General features: G+C 51.3%; 17 protein-coding genes. 5 read left to right on the forward strand and 12 right to left on the reverse strand.

Going from position 1 to position 18,624, the window contains the following annotated elements; genetic code table 11:
• Positions 1-120 precede the first annotated feature (120 nt).
• From B2U47_RS16505 to ffh, 6 genes are all read right to left on the reverse strand, one after another.
• Positions 121-849, reverse strand: coding sequence for a DUF1287 domain-containing protein (locus tag B2U47_RS16505; RefSeq protein ID WP_296680743.1), 729 nt, complete (start codon positions 847-849; stop codon positions 121-123).
• 127 nt (positions 850-976) lie between these two features.
• Positions 977-2,212, reverse strand: coding sequence for a hypothetical protein (locus B2U47_RS16510; RefSeq protein ID WP_296680740.1), 1,236 nt, complete (start codon positions 2,210-2,212; stop codon positions 977-979).
• Positions 2,213-2,440: 228 nt separating this feature from the next.
• A complete protein-coding gene (locus tag B2U47_RS16515) occupies positions 2,441-2,821 on the reverse strand; it encodes a hypothetical protein (protein WP_296680737.1) in 381 nt (126 codons plus the stop codon).
• 261 nt (positions 2,822-3,082) lie between these two features.
• Positions 3,083-3,394: a hypothetical protein gene (locus tag B2U47_RS16520; RefSeq protein ID WP_296680734.1), complete on the reverse strand. Its 312-nt coding sequence runs from the start codon at positions 3,392-3,394 to the stop codon at positions 3,083-3,085.
• A 226-nt stretch (positions 3,395-3,620) separates the two neighbouring features.
• Positions 3,621-3,902, reverse strand: coding sequence for a hypothetical protein (locus tag B2U47_RS16525; protein ID WP_296680730.1), 282 nt, complete (start codon positions 3,900-3,902; stop codon positions 3,621-3,623).
• A 209-nt stretch (positions 3,903-4,111) separates the two neighbouring features.
• Positions 4,112-5,494: a signal recognition particle protein gene (gene ffh, locus B2U47_RS16530; protein WP_296680726.1), complete on the reverse strand. Its 1,383-nt coding sequence runs from the start codon at positions 5,492-5,494 to the stop codon at positions 4,112-4,114.
• A 130-nt stretch (positions 5,495-5,624) separates the two neighbouring features.
• On the opposite strand from ffh, the gene B2U47_RS16535 reads away from it, so the two are divergent.
• The 4 genes from B2U47_RS16535 (at position 5,625) to B2U47_RS16550 (ending at position 9,793) form a co-directional block, all read left to right on the forward strand.
• Positions 5,625-6,434 carry a cytochrome C assembly family protein gene (locus B2U47_RS16535; RefSeq protein WP_296680724.1) on the forward strand — a complete coding sequence of 270 codons (810 nt, stop codon included), beginning with the start codon at positions 5,625-5,627 and terminating at the stop codon, positions 6,432-6,434.
• A complete protein-coding gene (gene radA, locus B2U47_RS16540; protein WP_296680722.1) occupies positions 6,431-7,795 on the forward strand; it encodes a DNA repair protein RadA in 1,365 nt (454 codons plus the stop codon). Before B2U47_RS16535 ends, radA begins: the two co-directional genes overlap by 4 nt.
• Before the next feature lie 206 nt (positions 7,796-8,001).
• On the forward strand, positions 8,002-9,579 hold the full coding sequence (locus tag B2U47_RS16545) for a DEAD/DEAH box helicase (RefSeq protein WP_296680719.1): 1,578 nt from the start codon (positions 8,002-8,004) through the stop codon (positions 9,577-9,579).
• A gap of 7 nt (positions 9,580-9,586) precedes the next feature.
• Positions 9,587-9,793: a YdcH family protein gene (locus B2U47_RS16550; RefSeq protein WP_296680716.1), complete on the forward strand. Its 207-nt coding sequence runs from the start codon at positions 9,587-9,589 to the stop codon at positions 9,791-9,793.
• Here the strand turns inward: B2U47_RS16550 and B2U47_RS16555 are convergent.
• The 4 genes from B2U47_RS16555 to B2U47_RS16570 form a co-directional block, all read right to left on the reverse strand.
• Positions 9,790-10,740 carry a Nudix family hydrolase gene (locus B2U47_RS16555; protein WP_296680713.1) on the reverse strand — a complete coding sequence of 317 codons (951 nt, stop codon included), beginning with the start codon at positions 10,738-10,740 and terminating at the stop codon, positions 9,790-9,792. The two genes, B2U47_RS16550 and B2U47_RS16555, sit on opposite strands and share 4 nt — an antisense overlap.
• Positions 10,721-11,929: a bifunctional glutamate N-acetyltransferase/amino-acid acetyltransferase ArgJ gene (gene argJ, locus B2U47_RS16560; protein WP_296680710.1), complete on the reverse strand. Its 1,209-nt coding sequence runs from the start codon at positions 11,927-11,929 to the stop codon at positions 10,721-10,723. The genes B2U47_RS16555 and argJ overlap by 20 nt, the downstream gene beginning before the upstream one ends.
• A gap of 22 nt (positions 11,930-11,951) precedes the next feature.
• Complete coding sequence (gene secA / locus B2U47_RS16565) at positions 11,952-14,657, reverse strand: preprotein translocase subunit SecA (protein WP_296680707.1); 2,706 nt, start codon at positions 14,655-14,657, stop codon at positions 11,952-11,954.
• 145 nt (positions 14,658-14,802) lie between these two features.
• Entirely contained in the window at positions 14,803-15,762 is a 960-nt protein-coding gene (locus B2U47_RS16570) for a M23 family metallopeptidase (protein ID WP_296680704.1), read from the reverse strand.
• Positions 15,763-15,851: 89 nt separating this feature from the next.
• Here B2U47_RS16570 and B2U47_RS16575 point away from each other — a divergent pair, with 89 nt between their 5' ends.
• Positions 15,852-16,277 (forward strand): hypothetical protein, encoded by a 426-nt coding sequence (locus B2U47_RS16575; protein WP_296680701.1) that lies wholly within the window; start codon positions 15,852-15,854, stop codon positions 16,275-16,277.
• Here the strand turns inward: B2U47_RS16575 and lpxC are convergent.
• Both lpxC and ftsZ read right to left on the reverse strand, forming a co-directional pair.
• Complete coding sequence (lpxC, locus tag B2U47_RS16580) at positions 16,274-17,191, reverse strand: UDP-3-O-acyl-N-acetylglucosamine deacetylase (protein ID WP_296680698.1); 918 nt, start codon at positions 17,189-17,191, stop codon at positions 16,274-16,276. The two genes, B2U47_RS16575 and lpxC, sit on opposite strands and share 4 nt — an antisense overlap.
• Positions 17,192-17,446: 255 nt before the next feature.
• Complete coding sequence (ftsZ, locus tag B2U47_RS16585) at positions 17,447-18,613, reverse strand: cell division protein FtsZ (RefSeq protein WP_296680696.1); 1,167 nt, start codon at positions 18,611-18,613, stop codon at positions 17,447-17,449.
• Between the last annotated feature and the right edge of the window lie 11 nt (positions 18,614-18,624).

An 18,624-nucleotide genomic window follows, 5' to 3' on the forward strand; every position in this document is an offset into this window, starting at 1 on the left:
GTAGCTGCCCGAAGTAAACGCGCAATTCTACGTTAATTTCAGAAAAAGTGAAGCCTTGATTGCTGGCTTATAACAAAAAAGCCCCCGATCAGCAGAGGCTTCTTTGGCTTCATGCCCAACTCAGCGGGCAGAAGCGTATTGCCTCGACCCTCGGGAACCGGGGAAGAAACGGAAATGTCCGGTAATCGGCATCTCAAACAATACATCTTCTATGCGCTCACCTTCACCAATGTTATGTACAATCAAGTGACGAGCGGGATCAGCAGATGACTTACGGTTAACTACAATGCCAATATGCTCCTGATCCCCACCGAGACTCCATGTCACAATGTCACCAGGACGGTAGTCTTCCGCGCGAGAGGTCACCGGAACTCGTGCACCACGGCGCGTAAAAAACGCCTTCAGGTTATGCACACGCCGATGGTCAATATTGGTATCTGGCCCGCTCAAACCCCACTTGCTCAAGTTTGGATATGAAGAAAAATTACGGGACATGTCTTCATGTACCAACCGTTGCAGGTCAACCCCCAACTTGCGATAAGAACGGATCACCGTATCGGTACAAACCCCCATGCTAGCTGGTACATCACCATTTGGATAAGCGATTGGAATATAACGCCCGTCATAGGTAACCCTGTGGCGCAGGCGATCCAGTGCTGCATAAGACAAACGCTCAGGCGTCGCCACACTGGCTTTGGCTGACGTTGTTGAGCGTTTCATATCCAGCGACTGGGTACTCTTCTGCTGGCTGGAACATCCTGCCAACCCGCCAACCATCAAACTACTCCCCAACAACATCAACATGGTTAACTTGGGGAAAAAACACACTTTCACACCATCACTTTTCATTTACCCCTCTCTTGCTTACGCAACAGAACACTACACAGACAGTCAGACTCCTTTCTTGCGCTTTTAATAATAGTTGTAAAATTTAGCGCCATTGGGCGAGTTTAACCCGCCCAAAGAATACTCCAGCTTAATAAACAGGACATTCAGCCCTAAACGGCTCCTTGACAACTCCCCAACGGAACGGTAACGGAGCATTAGGATCAGACACCAACGCATTTGCATCCACATTCTGGCGCAACTCGCGCAGGGTCATGTAATATTCTTCACCCAACGTCATCTGCACCATGCAGAAATCATTGAGAGATTTCATTTCCTGAGCTGGTGGCTCATCGTTAGAGAATACAGCCTTCGCCCAGCGTGCTGGCTGCGAACGCGGATCAAAACGCCCAATGTGATCCAAATGACGACGAATGGAATCAAAGAACATTTTCAGACGCTTGTCACGACCGGGGGTAGAATGATCATCGTACTCACGTGCATTCATGCAATTACGGCCTTCACCACGAATTTTTTGCAAGTACCACAGTGCATCATAAACATAAACACTGCGGTCGTTGGCATACATGCACAATGCCAGTAATAGTCGCATGGTTTTTTCATCAGGTTTTTCTGCACGCTTACCCAGCTTTTGGGAAATAATGTCAGTAAAAGCCACATAGTCATAAGCCAAATCTGCTGCCAGCTTGAATTGCTCCTCGCTATAACCTGGCTGAGCCATGGCTGGCTTGCTCGCATTTTGTGGCTGCTTGAAGCGGCGATAACCATCACCCATTCTCGGGTCTTCAGGCACGTAAAACGGGAAGGATGGGGTACGCAGCAAATAACGTGCCTGCTTCGGCGTAGTAGAAGCCATCACCTCGGCGATACCCGCATCAGTCACTTCAACGATTTGATAGGAATGCACACCCGGTGCAACGTAAATATCACCCGGATTGATGTCATTCAGTGCAATCGGGTAAGTATCATTGCGCAGGGTCACAGTGCTGGTCATATCAGCAACGTAATCCATAAAGCGGCGCAAACGATCATTGATGGGCAAGTTATCCCACGTTTTCATCTCGTTACTGATCACCTGCCCTTTTACATCACGATTACCCACCACAAACGGCAACCGGCTTTCAAAGGCAAAAATCAGACGCATGGCATACACCGCATCTGCGCAGTCATTCTCAAACTTGTAATAAGGACGACTTGGATCCATGAAGATGTCATCTTTCCAGTTGGTACGCACCCACTGCTGGTAACGCTCCTCCCAGCTTTCATCCCATTGGTTTTCAGATGGCCAGACAGCGGCAGATGCAACCGAAGGCAAAAAACAGGCAATCAATACTAACAACGCCCAAAAACTAGCAATTTTCTTCATGAGAATGTACTTGATTAAATTGACAAACACTCACCGGACAAACAAAACGCATGTCCTGCGTTAGGGAATAAGACAGAGGAAACGCCCATAAATTCCCAAGAGCGTCTAGCGTAGTGTGACTTATCGTGAATTTCAACCAAAAAAATGCCCAATCAAAAACTGATTGGGCACTTGCACGATGGACTATCTGCCCAACAGGATCAAATAGCCAGAAATGTCAACTCATCATTACTTCTGGTATTGCTGCATGGTTGCTTTGGAAGTAGCGTCCATCTTCACAGCACCTTTGTAGTTGCCTTTGGCCTTGACTTTTGGAATACCAGGTTTCTTTTGACCAGCCACACAACCGTAAACGTGTTTGTGGTTAGGGTCGTTGGAAGCGTGGCTATGGCACTTGGTTGCGCAAGGTGGCGCTTCGGCATGGCAATGCTCACCAGCTTTCGGTGCAGCACCTTTATTAGTCGCCGGTTCTGCACCTTTTTCGGCTGGCTTTTCAGCAACTTGCTGACTGCCACCTGCACCAGCAGTTTGCTGCATTTGTTGGCAGCCAGTAGCAAACATGGCAGCGACGATCAGGGTTGCAAGCGTGAGTTGAGATTTGATTTTCATCGTCTTGGTCTCTTTCGTTGTTGAAGGGAAAGCACTCATAAGTGTAGTAAAGATTTGGGGTTTTCTTTACTGATCACGTGTTGAATTTAGCATGGATTTCAACAAAAAACCGGTAACGTCCGTCAAAAACTTACCGTCAACTGCTAAAAACCCATGCGGGCAACAGAATCAAGCCCGTTGATAGGTTGCACCAAATTTACCAAAGGTTCAAACAAAAAAGCCCTTATCGACAAGACAAGGGCTTTATCATGAAACGCTGAATCAGCGCTGATACTGCTGCATAGTCGCCTGGGAAGCAGGATCCATTTGTACCGCACCTTTGTAATTACCTTTGGCCTTGACCTGTGGAACCTTTGGTGCTGGTACAACAGGGCGTTTTGGTGCAGGCGCCGGTCTAACTGGTGCTGGTTTTGCCGGTGCTGGTGCTGGTTTTGCCTGATCACACGGCTGGCAAGCAGTCTGTTGGCTGGCAACTGTTTGCTGGCTACCCGCAGCCTGTTGCTGACTACAACCTGTTGCAAACAAACCCGCACAAATCAGGGCAGCAAGTGTCAATTTTGACTTAAATTCCATGGCATTAGCCTCGCTTGATAATTTCGGTTAAAACTTTCTTGAAAGTGACGGAAGCCAAAGATGACCCACGTTCCACGTCACTCGCCATATATTTAGTATAGATTCCCGCAAAAAGCCGACCAACGGCAAAGATTGCTGCAAACAGGCGAAAAAAAAGCCCCTTGCTTAACACAAGGGGCTTAACCATCAAGCACAGGAGCTGAACCAGCCAGCCCCATTACAAGAATTACTTCTTGTAAGCTTCCATAGTTTTGGCAGAGGCTGCGTCTTGAGCGACTTTGCCTTTGTAGTTGCCTTTGGCTTTAACTTTTGGAACGGCTGGAGCTTTTGCAGCAGGAGCAGCAGCAGGAGCAGCAGCTTTTGGAGCTTCAGCAGCTTTTGGAGCTTCAGCAGCAGCAGTTTGTTGAGCAGAACCACCAGCAGCTTGCTGTTGGCTGCAACCAGAAGCGAGCAGGCCAGCGAACAGTACGGCAGCCAGAGCAAATTGAGATTTCATTTTCATAGTCAAACTCTCTCACGATTAATTGAAAGGAAAGGGAATACTGAACCGGGTCAGACCCACCCGGAACAAGAGTGTATCCAGATTCGGCACAACACCCCCGTCATACCGATCGGAGTCTCTGGACGTGCGCATCATACATCTAGTCCATTCACCTGGCAAACCCGGCTTATCAAGAATTATGTGACTTTATGATTTTTTTACTGCATAGCCGCATTTTACCCTGGGAATCCCCCCATTGGCGGCATTCCTCCTCCCGGCGGTAGCTTGCCTTTCATACTGCCCATCAACTTGCGTAAACCGCCTTTGGAAAACTGTTTCATGGCCTTGCTCATTTGTAATTGCTGCTTGAGCAAACGGTTCACATCCTGCACTTGCAACCCACAACCCGCTGCAATACGGCGTTTGCGCGACGCCTTGATGAGGTCAGGGTTACGCCGCTCTTCCAGCGTCATGGAATTGATGATGGCAATCATGCGCCGGATTTCCCGGTCGTTGGCCTGATCCTTGACGTTGGCAGGCAAATTTCCCATACCGGGCAATTTGTCCAGCAAACCGGCGATGCCCCCCATATTCAGCATTTGCGTCATCTGGTCACGCAAATCCTCAAAATCGAAGCCTTTGCCTTTATTCAGCTTCTTGGCCAGTTGCTGCGCTTTCTTGTGGTCAACCTTACGCTGGGCTTCCTCAATCAGGCTGAGGACATCACCCATGCCCAGAATGCGGGAAGCCATCCGGTCAGGGTGGAAAGGCTCAAGGGCATCCAGCTTTTCCCCAACACCGATGAATTTGATCGGCTTGCCGGTAATATGCCGCACGGAAAGCGCAGCACCACCGCGTGCATCACCATCAGCCTTGGTCAGCACCACCCCGGTTAACGGCAAAGCATCACCAAACGCCTTGGCCGTATTGGCAGCATCCTGCCCTGTCATGCTATCCACCACGAACAGGGTTTCAACCGGTGTGATGGCAGCATGGATTGCCTGAATTTCTTCCATCATCTCGGCATCGACGTGTAAACGCCCTGCCGTGTCGATGATCAGGACATCCATGTATTTGAGTTTTGCCTGCGCCAGCGCAGCTTTGGCAATATCGACAGGCCGCTGTGAAAGATCACTGGGGAAGAAAATCCCTCCCGTCTGCCCTGCCACGGTTTCCAACTGACGGATAGCCGCCGGGCGGTACACGTCACAACTGGCAACCATGACCGACTTGTTCTGGCGCTCTTTCAGGAAGCGAGTCAACTTACCCACCGTGGTTGTCTTGCCTGCACCCTGCAAACCTGCCATCAAAATTACGGCAGGCGGCTGGGCATTGAGGGAAAGGGTTTCGTTGGCCTTGCCCATGATGCTGACCAATTCGTCGTTAACGACTTTGATCAATGCCTGACCGGGGGTAAGGCTTTCCAGCACTTCTTGACCAATAGCCCGCTCACGCACGCGGTTGGTAAATTCGCGCACGACCGGCAAGGCGACATCCGCCTCCAGCAATGCCATCCTGACATCACGCAGGGCATCCTTGATGTTTTCATCGGTCAGTCGCGCCTGACCACGCAGTTTTTTTACCGTCTGTGAAAGACGTTCACTCAAATTCTCGAACATGTTTGACTTCTTGCTAGTCCCATTCAGGCACAAGTTGCTATCATAACATCAAAGCAAAAACGAATGCGTTCTCCGGCAAATGCCATTTGACCGATTTTTTTGTAGCTAACCGACGAAAGCGCTTGAGCAAATGACAATAACGATTAACCTGCTAGCCACTTTGGCATGGCTTGCGACATGGCTGCTGATTGGTACGCGCCTGCGTGAGCGCCTGCTAACCCGACAGCCCCAACACCGCCAGTTACTGATTGTGCTGTGGGTTGTCGCGTTGCTGATGCATGGCTTGACGATTCTGCACGCCATCTGGCAAACCCCTGGTATAACCATCCATTTCGCTGCTGCCGGTTCCATTGTGATGTGGCTATGCAGCATCCTGCTGTTTGTCACCATGCTGACCCGTCCACTGGAAACGATGGGTATTTTTGTGTTGCCGTTTACCCTGACCGCCATGTTGTTACCCCTGTTAAACGCAGGACATACGGATGCCATTGATCTTGGTCATGGTGTTGGAGTACACATTTTCATTTCCCTGCTAGCATACAGCATCCTGACGCTGGCAAGCCTGCAAGCCATGCTGCTGGCTTTGCAGAACAAACACCTGCATAACCACCATCCAGGCGGACTGATACGCACCCTGCCTCCTTTGCTGGACATGGAAGACCTGCTGTTCAAATTAGTCCTGTTGGGTGTCATCTTGCTATCGTTCGGCTTGCTGAGTGGCTCCCTATATGTTGACAACCTGTTTGGGCAACATCTGGTGCATAAAACCATCCTGTCGATCATTGCATGGATTGTTTTCACCACCTTGCTGGTAGGTCACTGGCAATACGGCTGGCGCGGGCGCATCGCCATCCGTTGGACACTGAGCGGCTTTTTCATCCTGATGCTGGCCTTTTTTGGCAGCAAATTTGTACTGGAATTTCTGGTCAAACCAGCATGAGCAAAGCAAAGCTCCAATACTGCTGTACTGCCTGTGGCGGCTTGCACACCAAATGGAGCGGTCAATGTGGTGAGTGCGGCGCATGGAATACATTGGAGGAAACCGTCAGCCTGCCTGCTGCCAAAACTACCGGCAACAACCGTGCAGGTGGCTATGCCGGGGAACAAATTGCCATCCGTACCCTGAATGAAGTCAGCCTGAGTGAAGATCCTCGCATCCAAACCCATCAGCCGGAACTCGATCGCGTGCTTGGTGGTGGGCTTGTTGCCGGTTCTGTTGTCCTGATCGGCGGCGATCCCGGCATTGGCAAATCCACCATTTTACTGCAAACCCTGACCACTCTGACCGAACTCAATAGCCTGTATGTCACTGGGGAAGAATCCCTGCAACAGGTTGGCCTGCGAGCCAGACGTTTGGGCTTGCCCACCGACAAATTGCGTTTGCTGACCGAAACCTGCGTGGAAAACGTCCTGGCACTTGCCGCACAGGAAAAACCGGCACTGATGGTAATTGACTCCATCCAGACCATTTTCACCGACCATCTGCAATCTGCTCCCGGCTCTGTCAGCCAGATCCGTGAATCGGCAGCCAAACTGGTACGTTTTGCCAAACAGACCCAGACTGCCCTGTTCATTGTCGGGCACGTCACCAAGGAAGGCACACTAGCAGGCCCGCGTGTCCTCGAACACATGGTTGATACCGTCTTGTATTTTGAAGGCGAACCCGGCGGACGTTACCGGATACTGCGGGCAGTGAAAAACCGCTTCGGCGCGGTCAATGAACTGGGTGTGTTTGCCATGACTGAGCAAGGTTTGAAAGGAGTCAGCAATCCTTCCGCTATTTTTCTCTCGCGCCACGACGAACCGGTTTCCGGTAGTGTCATCATGGTGACGCGGGAAGGAACCCGCCCATTGATGGTGGAAGTGCAGGCGCTAGTTGATGAAAGTCACGGTGCAGCACCCCGTCGTGTTACACTTGGGCTGGAACAAAACCGCCTTGCCATGCTGCTGGCAGTACTGCATCGGCATGGGGGAGTTTCCATGTTTGACCAAGACGTATTCATAAATGTCGTTGGTGGTGTTAAGATTTCCGAAACCGCTGCTGATTTACCATTATTACTGGCGGCACTCTCAAGTTTTCGTAACCGTCCTTTACCTGCCGACCTAGTGGTTTTCGGGGAGGTTGGGCTGGCTGGAGAAATCCGCCCTGTTCCAAACGGTGAGGAGCGTTTACGCGAGGCTGCCAAACATGGTTTCAAGCAGGCAATCGTACCCAAGGGCAACAAACCACGCCACCCTGTCGATGGCATGAAGGTCATTGCAATTTCGCGGCTGGATAAAGCTATCGAAATAATGATGTAAATTTACCACAAAAGGCTTATACTCGTTGACGAAATGCAACAGATATAATAATTTTATCGACTATATCCGACCCGCAATTCACTTCACAAATACGGGTATCGAGCGGAGTCGCAGGATGGCTTTGGTTGGTTCATTCTTCATCCAGCATGGTAGTTGCTTGTTATTAAAATCGCTCTCACCCTTGATACAGCCGGGGAGTACGTGTCTTGTCTTTTTCAGAACTAGGTCTTAACGAAAGTTTCGCAGCCAGAATTCAGGCGGCTGGTTACGAAAATCCGACTGAATTGCAAAAGCAGTTGATTCCACTGATGACTGACAGCAAAAGTGTCATCATCTGGACGCAATCAGCTTCTGGCAAGACAGGCGCTTTCCTGATACCGGCTATCAACTATATTCTGTCCAACCCGATAGAAGATCATCGGCACGCCCGTGTCCTGATCCTGACTTCGCGCCGCGATCGGGTCAACCAGATCAACTACACCATCAAACGATTGGTAGGTGATGACCAGCAAATCCGTTCCGGTTTCATTGTCAGTGGGCGTCCTTATCAGCCGCAAATGCGCCTGCTGCGCCGCCCGCTGGATTTGATGATTGCCACCCCTGGGCGTCTTAACGATTTGGTCGATAACAACAAGGCTGACTTTTCCAAACTGGAAATGCTGGTCATTGATGATCTCAGCGCCATTTACCACAAGGGGTTACACGGCCTTATCAACAAAATCCTGACCGAACGCTCAACCGCCTGTCCGGTTATCGCCTTCGTGCGCCCGGAAGATGATATTGCCGGGTATGCGCGTGCCATCCTCGCAGGTGCGGCTGAATTGCAAGTCGATGATGACCGTAACCCGCTGTTGCAGATTCCACAGGTCATCCATTTAGCCGATGATTACACCCACAAGATCGCGTTAATGGATCACTTGCTGGATGAGTTTTCCGGTGAACCAACCGTCATTTTCACCGTTACCAGCAAGGAAGCCAAAACATTGGCGGATAACCTTGCCAACCACGGTCATTCTGCGGATGTTGCTACTGACTTGCCAGCGGAAGAACGCAATGGCGAATCATCACCCATCCTGATTTATGCCGACCAGGATGGCTTGACACCCAACCTGCGTGGTGAAGAACACATCATCAACTTTGAGCTACCCGCCAAAGTGGAAGATTATGAAGCACGCTTGCGGGGCATCACGGATTCACGAGAAGAAGCCGTTATAGCCATCGTACTGCCACGTGAACGCGAACACCTGAAACGGATTGAAGATTTCCTGGGTGATTCCATCGAGCAATGTACCCTGCCTGGACTTGCCCCATTGGAACATACGTCAGGCTTTACCCCGGCGGTACGTTCCCCACGCAGCAATGCCGGGCAGCGCAACAGCCATTCACAGCATGGTAAAGGCGGTCGCCAGCACGGTGCTGGTGGTGGCGGACGGCAGCAACAAGGCGGTCAGCACCGCAGCAATGGTCAACAAGGCCAAGGACGCAACCAGCAAGGCCAGGGGCAAAACCGAAACAACGAACACAGACAGGATCGCCCCCAACAGCAGGCAAATGATCCGCAACGTCAGCAACGCAAAGGACCATTCGGTCGTCTCAACGGTGGAGCACAGCGCAAGCGTGACAATGGCCCGATGGGAGGTTCCAGCCGTGACAATGGTGGCTCCTACGAGATCGGTAGCTGGGAAAAACCGGATTACATGCCTCAGCAGGGTGACAAGCCCAAGACTGACAAACAGGTCGTTATCCGCTACAAAGAAAAGAAGCGTCACCTGTTAACCAAATAAGCTTTGTATGTACCCAGAAGATACGGAAGCCTTACACCAGAGACTGGCAGAACTGACTCACGAACACCGTGAGTTGGATGAAGCCATTGCCCGCTTGCAGGCCAGCGATGAACATGATCAGTTTCAGGTGACACGCCTGAAAAAACGCAAGTTGCTACTGAAGGACATGATTGTGCGCATCAAAAGCCAGTTGATTCCTGACCTGAACGCTTAGACATCACTCCACAAACTGCGGATGGCAGCAATCCCCTGCCCGCCACTCAATTTGGCTTGCTCCACGTCTATTGGTTGCAAGCCGCCCAAGGCATACACCGGGAAGTTCACCTGTTCCACCAAGCGCCTAAATGCATTCCAACCGAGCGCAGGAGCGTCAGGATGTGTAAGAGTATTCATGACGGGCGCCAGAAAGGCAAAATCGACCCCGGCTTGCTGCGCCAGCAGTAGTTCATTGGCGTGATGGCAGGCTGCGGAAAGCCACTTGCCCGCACCTTTTGACGGAACAACACCAGCAAGTAACTGCTGGCTGGTCAAATGCAATCCATCTGCTTCCTCCAGCATGACTGGCGGAGAATTCAAAATCACCTTGGCATTGGCGGCATGAGCCATTGCAATACTTTCACGCGCCAAATCCAGATAAGCACTCGCACTCAGGCTTTTCACCCGGAACTGCACCAAACGGATACCTGCTTGCAAAGCACGCTCAAGCTGCTGCAAAAACAGGGAAGAATCTGCTGGCTCTGGTGTAATCAAACAGCGGGAGGGCAAACGGGCAGCCGTAATGATGGGATAATTGGCGGGCGGAAACTCCAGTTCCGGCAACTGTTCTGCCGCAAACCAAGCAACAGGCTGACCTTCACGCCCATGCGGAACACCGTCAAAAGCCGTCACATCCCAGACATCCAGCAACACTGCTCGCTCCGGGTAGACATGCTTGACCTTGATCAAGGGTTGGAACTGACTGATGGAAATACCCAACTCTTCATGCAGCTCGCGTTGCAAAGCCGCTTGGGCTGTTTCACCGGCTTCTACCTTGCCACCAGGAAACTCCCACTTACCACCTTGATGCTTGTGGGTAGGGCGACGTGCCAGCAGGATGCTGCCGTCCCCGCCACGAATGACAGCAGCAACCACATGCAGATAATCAACTGCGGTATTCGGCATTGATCTTGACGTAATCGTAAGAGAAATCGCACGTCCACGTTGTAGCTGCTGCGTCACCACGCCCTAAGTTGATACGGATAATGATTTCTTCCTGACGGGTTTCTGCCGCGCCCAGCTCTTCCCGGTAACTTGCAGCCGGTTCGCCGTTTTCAATCAGCAGAGTATCACCCAACCAGATGGTGATAAGACCAACATCCAATGCATCGACCGGACTACGCCCCACAGCCGCGAGAATACGTCCCCAGTTGGGGTCACTAGCAAACAAGGCTGTCTTGACCAGCGGGGAAAGTGCCACGGTATTGCCAACTGCACGGGCTTCCGCACGAGTAGCCGCGCCTTCCACCACAACGCTGATGAATTTAGTCGCACCTTCACCATCACGCACGATAGCTTGCGCAAGATACAGACAGACATCCTGCACAGCTTGCTGGAAAACCGCCAGACCAGTGCTACCGACATACACGCCGGAGCTGCCAGTCGCCATCAGTACCAGTGAATCATTGGTGGAAGTATCACCATCCACGGTAATGCAGTTGAAAGTTTCCTCCACAACCGCATTCAGCACTCGTTGCAGGGTATCTTTCTCAATCAGGGCATCCGTCGCCACATACGCCAGCATGGTTGCCATGTTGGGGTGGATCATGCCTGCGCCTTTGGCAATCCCGCTGATGGTGATGGTTTCACCAAAAATTTCCACCTGACGGCTGATAGCCTTGCCAACCGTATCAGTGGTCATGATGGTACGGGAAGCCTCCAGCCAACCGTTGGCATCCAGCTTTGCCAGTGCCTCCGGCAAAGCTGCCACGATCTTGTCGACCGGCAACTGCATTCCAATCACACCTGTGGAAAATGGCAACACTTGCTCTGCCCAGCATTCACCCTGCTCTGCCAACTGCTCGCAACATTCCCTTGCAGCCTGCATTCCTGGCTCGCCTGTCCCGGCATTGGCATTGCCTGCATTGATCAGCAAATAGCGCGGATTGCCATGCTGCAAATGGCTACGACAAACATGCACGGGAGCCGCACAAAACGCATTGCGGGTAAAAACTGCCGCTGTGTGGCTACCCGGCTCCAGCTCAATCAACAACAGGTCGTTACGGTTCTTGTAACGGATGCCTGCATTCACCGATGCCAAACGGACACCCGCGATGGGCAACAAGGTTTCAGGAGCATGTAGGTTGACAGCCATAGTTACCTTCCCATGTTAATGTCTAAGCCAGTTTACCGTGGCAGTTTTTGTATTTCTTGCCAGAACCACATGGGCAAGGATCATTACGCCCTACTTTGGCACTGTCACGCTGATAGGTATCATTACCTACCACTGCATCCACCACTTCTTCATCTTCTGCCAATACACTACCGGCTTGAGGGTGGGAAAACTCCATCTGCTGTTGCGGATGCTCTTCCAGCTCTGCCATCGCCTTTTGCGGCTCCTGCAACTGGATACGCATGATGAACGCAATCACATCATGCTTGACCCGATCCAGCAGTTGCTCAAACATTTCAAACGCTTCACGTTTGTATTCCTGCTTGGGGTTTTTCTGCGCATAACCACGCAGGCCAACGCTTTGGCGCAGGTAATCCATGGCTGCCAGATGCTCTTTCCATTCACCATCCAACACGTGCAGCATGATGTCGCGTTCCAGACGACGCATATTGGGCGCACCAATCATGTCTTCCTTGTTCTGGAGAACCGCTGCCACCTGTTCCTGGATGCGGTCACGCAGGGATTCCTCATGCAGGTTTTTCTCAGTTGCCAACCATTGTTTGATCGGCAAATCAATGCCGAAATCGGTATAAAGCTGTTTGTGCAGACCTTCCACATCCCATTGCTCATCTACACTGCCGGGCGGAATGTGCGCGGCAAACATGGCATCCACCACATCTTCACGGATAGCGACAATAGTTTCTCCGATGTCCTCGGCTTCCAACAAATCATTACGTTGCGAGTACACAACCTTGCGCTGGTCGTTGGCTACGTCATCGTATTCCAGCAAATGCTTGCGGATGTCGTAGTTGTGTGCTTCCACCTTGCGCTGGGCATTTTCGATGGATTTGGAAACCAGACCGGCTTCAATAGCTTGCCCGCGCTCCATCCCCAAACGCTGCATCATGCCTTTCACCCGGTCTGAAGCGAAAATACGCATCAGGCTGTCTTCCAGCGACAGGAAGAAACGGGATGAACCAGGATCGCCCTGACGACCAGCGCGACCGCGTAACTGGTTGTCGATACGACGGGATTCATGACGTTCCGTACCCAGGATATGCAAACCGCCGGAAGCAACCACGGCATCATGACGCTTTTGCCACAGGGCACGGATTTTGGCGACGGCATCAGGATCAGGGTTGTCACCCAATTGACGGATTTCCTCATCTACACTGCCGCCCAGCACGATGTCCGTACCACGACCCGCCATGTTGGTAGCAATGGTGACAGCACCAGGACGCCCGGCATTGGCAACAATGTGGGCTTCACGTTCATGCTGCTTGGCATTCAGTACTTCATGCGGAATACGCAGGGTTTTCAGCTTTTCGGATACCAGTTCGGAAGTGTCGATGGAAGCCGTACCCACCAGTACCGGACGCCCTTTGGCAACCTGATCCTGGATTTCCTTGATGATGGCTTCGTACTTTTCTTCGGCAGTCAGATAAACAAGATCGTTGGAATCAATACGAACCATTGGGCGATGGGTCGGGATAACCACCACCTCCAGACCATAAATTTGTTGCAATTCAAATGCTTCGGTATCCGCAGTACCCGTCATTCCAGAGAGCTTTTCATACAGGCGGAAGTAGTTCTGGAAAGTGATGGAAGCCAGAGTCTGGTTTTCAGCCTGAATTTCCACATTTTCCTTGGCTTCAATCGCCTGATGCAAACCTTCAGACCAGCGACGCCCCGGCATGGTACGTCCGGTAAACTCGTCAACGATCACGATTTTGCCATCGCGCACGATGTAATCCACGTTACGATGGAACAATGCATGAGCACGCAAAGCTGCATTCAGGTGGTGCAATACGCTGATACTAACCGTATCGTACAAGCCTTGGCCTTCTGGTAATACACCCGCCTGCCACAACAACTGCTCAACCCGCTCCTGACCGGCTTCGGTCAAATATACCTGACGCGCTTTTTCATCAACCGAGAAATCGCCCGCTCCCTCTTCCTCTTGTTGCTTGACCAATGATGGAATCAGTTTGTCGATAGCCATGTAAAGCTGTGATGCATCATGGCTAGGGCCAGAAATAATCAACGGAGTACGGGCTTCGTCAATCAGGATGGAATCCACCTCATCCACGATTGCGTAGTAAAGCGGGCGCTGCACCCGCTCTTCCTTGCGGAAAGCCATATTGTCGCGCAGGTAATCGAAACCGAACTCGTTGTTGGTTCCGTAAGTAATATCAGCAGCATACGCTTCCCGACGCTGCTCGGAAGTCAGACCGTTGATGATGACACCAGTCGTCATCCCCAGAAAACCGTACAGCTTCGACATCTGCGCCGCATCACGTTGCGCCAGATAGTCGTTGACGGTAATAACGTGCATCCCATTGCCCGGCAAGGCATTCAGGTATGCTGCCAGGGTAGCCACCAAGGTTTTGCCTTCCCCGGTTTTCATTTCGGAAATCTTGCCGTCGTTCAGCACCATGCCACCGATCATTTGCACATCGTAATGCCGCAATCCCAGTGTACGTTGCCCTGCTTCACGCACCACAGCAAAGGCTTCCGGCAACAGGCTTTCCAGTGCTTCACCCTGTTGCAGGCGAGCGCGAAACTCGTCTGTTTTGGCATTCAACTGAGCATCACTCAATGCTTTGAACTGCGCTTCAAACGTGTTGATTTTTTTGACTACTTTGGAATAAGACTTGACCAGACGGTCATTACGGCTGCCAAAAATCTTTCTGGCTACAGAACCCAGCATAATTTTTCTCTCTTGTATCCTTTCCAAACAGAAAAAGTCCGGCTGCGGCAAATTGCAACATGCAATAGCCACACCGGACGGTATGTCTCGTATTATATCCCGATTAACTGGCTGTACGGTGAATTTTTGTTAATGTATCCGACAGTTATTCCTCGTAACCCAGATAATCTCGCGGATTGACCTGCTCACCATTTTTAAGCACTTCCAGATGCAGATGCGAACCGGTCGAACGCCCACTATTGCCCATCCATGCCGCCATGTCACCCTTTTTGATAACCTGACCTTCCACCACTTTGGCTGCATTCAGGTGTGCATAACGGCTAACTAGGCCATCACCATGATCAACCTCAACTACATTGCCATAACCATCGCCACGGTTGCCCACAAATGACACGACACCACCACCCACGGCATAGATATCTGTGCCGGTTGGCCCTGCGTAATCAATGCCTTTGTGCATTTTCGAACGCCCATTGAAGGGATCACGCCGGAACCCAAATTCGGATGAAATATACCCCGCGCGCACAGGCCGACCTGATGGCAGGACTTCTTCTTCCAGCGTTATGCCTTCCAGAATCTGCTCCAATGTCACCAGCATTCCGCGTTGCCGATCCAAGCTGTTTTCCGCAGACTGGAATGCCACCAGTAATTCTCCCGAGGAGCTTTTGCCTGGCGCAGCAGACACAGGTTCATCTGCACCACCGCGTGCTGGTTTTTCATCAAGGGAAAACTCTTGTGGATCCAGTTTGGCTTTACCGGCAACACGTTTCGCCAGCGCATTCAGACGGGCAATTTCAGCTTCCAGCGACCCCAAACGGGTGGAAAGTGTATCCACGTCAACGGTGTAATTAGCATAGGCTTTCTTGATCTGGTCGACCGTTGTGACCTGTTGCTCCAGCGCTGAAATGATTTTCCCCGCTTCCGCCTGTGACAGGGATGCATTTTGCGGGGTGGCATCCAGCTTGTACAAGCCAAGCATCTGGTTGACAGACAAACCGATGATCAACAAGGCAACAATACTGGACGGGATAATCAGATGTTTCCACGGATGCAGGCTAAAAGAAGCCCGCCGCGAGCCATCTTCACTCAAACAAATCACTTTCACGGTAGTAAGTCCCTCAACTTCCTAACTAGGTTAACAGCCTTGTCGCGCTTATAATGACATTTATTGGAATGAACAGGCACACACAGAGTATGGAAAGGATCAACCGGCTGATACAGCCAGAATTCGCTGAACGACTGAAACAGTTCGATGAACTGACAACGGAAATCGCCGACTTCCTGTCGCTGCCTTTGGAGAACAGGCTTTGGCCTATCCTGAAAAACCACCGGTTGACACTCCTGACTGATGACCCCCACCTCGCCACGCAAGCCAGGTTTCAACAGCACACTCTTTGCAAACATTTAAGCAAACGCCTAAACCTTAAAATCAGTGGGCTGAATATTAAGGTGATTGGTTTGCCGTTTGCAAGCAATGTGCAAAAATACAACAGAAAAAAGCTATCAGATAACACAGCGCAGATTGTTCACAACATTGCCTTGGGCATCAATGATCAGGAACTTCAGGCGGCGCTCCACCGGCTGGCAGACGCAGCCAGCCACACACAGCAGCCCGTCTAGAACTGGGCAAACGCATAATTGTCAACAAAAATGACCCGATCTTTCTGTTCTTCTGCCAACGTCACCATTTCCCAAGCATCCTGTTGCTGAAGCAGTTCACGCGCCAACAGATTATTAATGGCATGACCTGATTTGTACCCTTGATAAGCACCAATGATGCCGTGCCCCAGCGTGTACAGATCACCAATGGCATCCAGAATCTTGTGGCGGATAAACTCATCTGCATAACGCAGCCCATCCTGGTTCAATACACGGAATTCATCCAGCACGATGGCATTTTCCAGACTGCCACCCAACCCCAGATTACGGGAACGCAACATTTCCACGTCACGCATGAAACCAAAAGTACGCGCACGAGCAATTTCGCTAGCATAAGCCTGATGGGAAAAATCAATTTCCAGTGACTGTGACGTTTCATTGACAGCAGGATGATTGAAATCAATCTCGAAACTGGCCTTGAACCCGTCGTAGGGCAACAGCCTAGCCCAACCATCACCGCGTTTGGCTTCAATCATTTGTTTGACGCGGATAAAACGCTTGGGCGCCTTGAGTTCTTCAATACCCGCAGACAACAGCAGATACAGAAACGGGCCTGCGCTGCCATCCATAATGGGGATTTCTGCTGCATCCAAATCGACATACAGGTTATCAATGCCCAAGCCTGCACAGGCTGACAAGAGGTGCTCCACAGTGGACACCCTGCCATCCCCCTGAATCAGGGCGGTACACAGCATGGTTTCGCCTACCCGTTCAGGATGCAACTCCACCAATGCGGGTGGTGTCATATCAACACGACGGAATACAATACCTGTATTGGAAGGCGCTGGGCGCAAAACCAGCGTAACCTTTTTACCGGAATGCAAACCGATTCCTATAGTAGAAACCGTTTGTTTGATTGTTCTCTGCCTAAGCATTTAGCCCCCTAAAGAGTCCTGCTGCGCCATTCATTGGTCATTACATGTAAGAGTAGGCGAATTTTATTGATTTTTGACAGCAAGAAGCCACAGAAGTTTTTGTAATTGATATAAATACGCACAGATGAAAACCAACAAGCCCTAGTTGGCAGACATACAAAATAACCCAGTTTCACATGCAAGGCAGGCGGAGAGCAAAGCTCCCCGACTACCTACGGGCATGTTGCTGCTTTCAACGTAGCAGTGACGTGACGCTTAGTCTGCCTGCTTGCGCAGGAAGGCAGGAATATCCAGGTTGCCATCACCACCCTGACGGGCGTAAGTTGGAATATCCAGTACATTGTCATAGCGGCCTTTGCTGCCTCCGACTGCAACACGCTGAACGGGTTCCAGTTGTACCGGCTGCAATTTGGCAACTTTCGGCTGTTCTGCCACCTTTTTGGGTGGAGCAGCGCGTGTCACGCCCGTTTCTTCCAGACCTGTCGCAACGATGGTGACACGAATCCGCTCACCGAGGGATTCATCCATGGTTGTACCGATAATGACATTGGCATCGTCAGCGGCAAACTGGCTTATAACACTGCCGACTTCTTCAAACTCATGCATGGTCATATCCATGCCACCACTGATGCTGACCAGAATACCGTGGGAACCATCCAGACGGATGTCTTCCAGCAACGGGCTGGAAATAGCCATGGTGGCAGCCTTGGAAGCACGGTCATCACCTTGCGCCTCCCCTGTACCCATCATGGTAATGCCACCACTAGACATGACGGCTTTCACGTCTGCGAAGTCAACGTTGATCAGGCCAGGGCTAGTGATCAGTTCGGAGATACCCTGCACTGCGTTCAACAATACGTCATTGGCAGCCGCAAACGCAGACTGCATGGAGACATTTTTCCCCAGTGAAGTCAGCAGTTTCTGGTTGGGAATGGTGATCAGGGAATCAACATACTTGGCCAGTTCACCAATACCGTAGTCCGCAGACTGCTTGCGGCGCATACCTTCCAAGATGAAAGGCCGAGTTACGACAGCCACCGTCAGGATGCCCATGTCGCGGGCAATTTCCGCAATGACCGGCGCAGCACCGGTACCTGTACCACCACCCATGCCCGCAGTGATGAACAACATGTCAGTGCCATTGATCAGTTCACGGATGCGGTCGCGGTCTTCCAGCGCTGCATCGCGCCCAATTTCCGGCTTCGCGCCAGCACCTAGACCTTTGGTCAGGGAAGCACCCAGTTGCAACAGGGCTTTGACACCCAAACCTTGCAAGGCTTGCGCATCAGTATTGGCACAGATGTATTCCACACCTTCGATACCCGCAGCCACCATGTGTTTGACTGCGTTACCGCCGCCGCCACCGACTCCGATCACCTTGATTACAGCCCCTTTGGCTGCACTATCCATTAGTTCAAACATGCCCGTACTCT

This window comes from Thiothrix sp. UBA5583 (assembly GCA_002425225.1).
In the GTDB taxonomy this organism is placed as follows: Bacteria; Pseudomonadota; Gammaproteobacteria; order Thiotrichales; family Thiotrichaceae; genus Thiothrix; species Thiothrix moscowensis.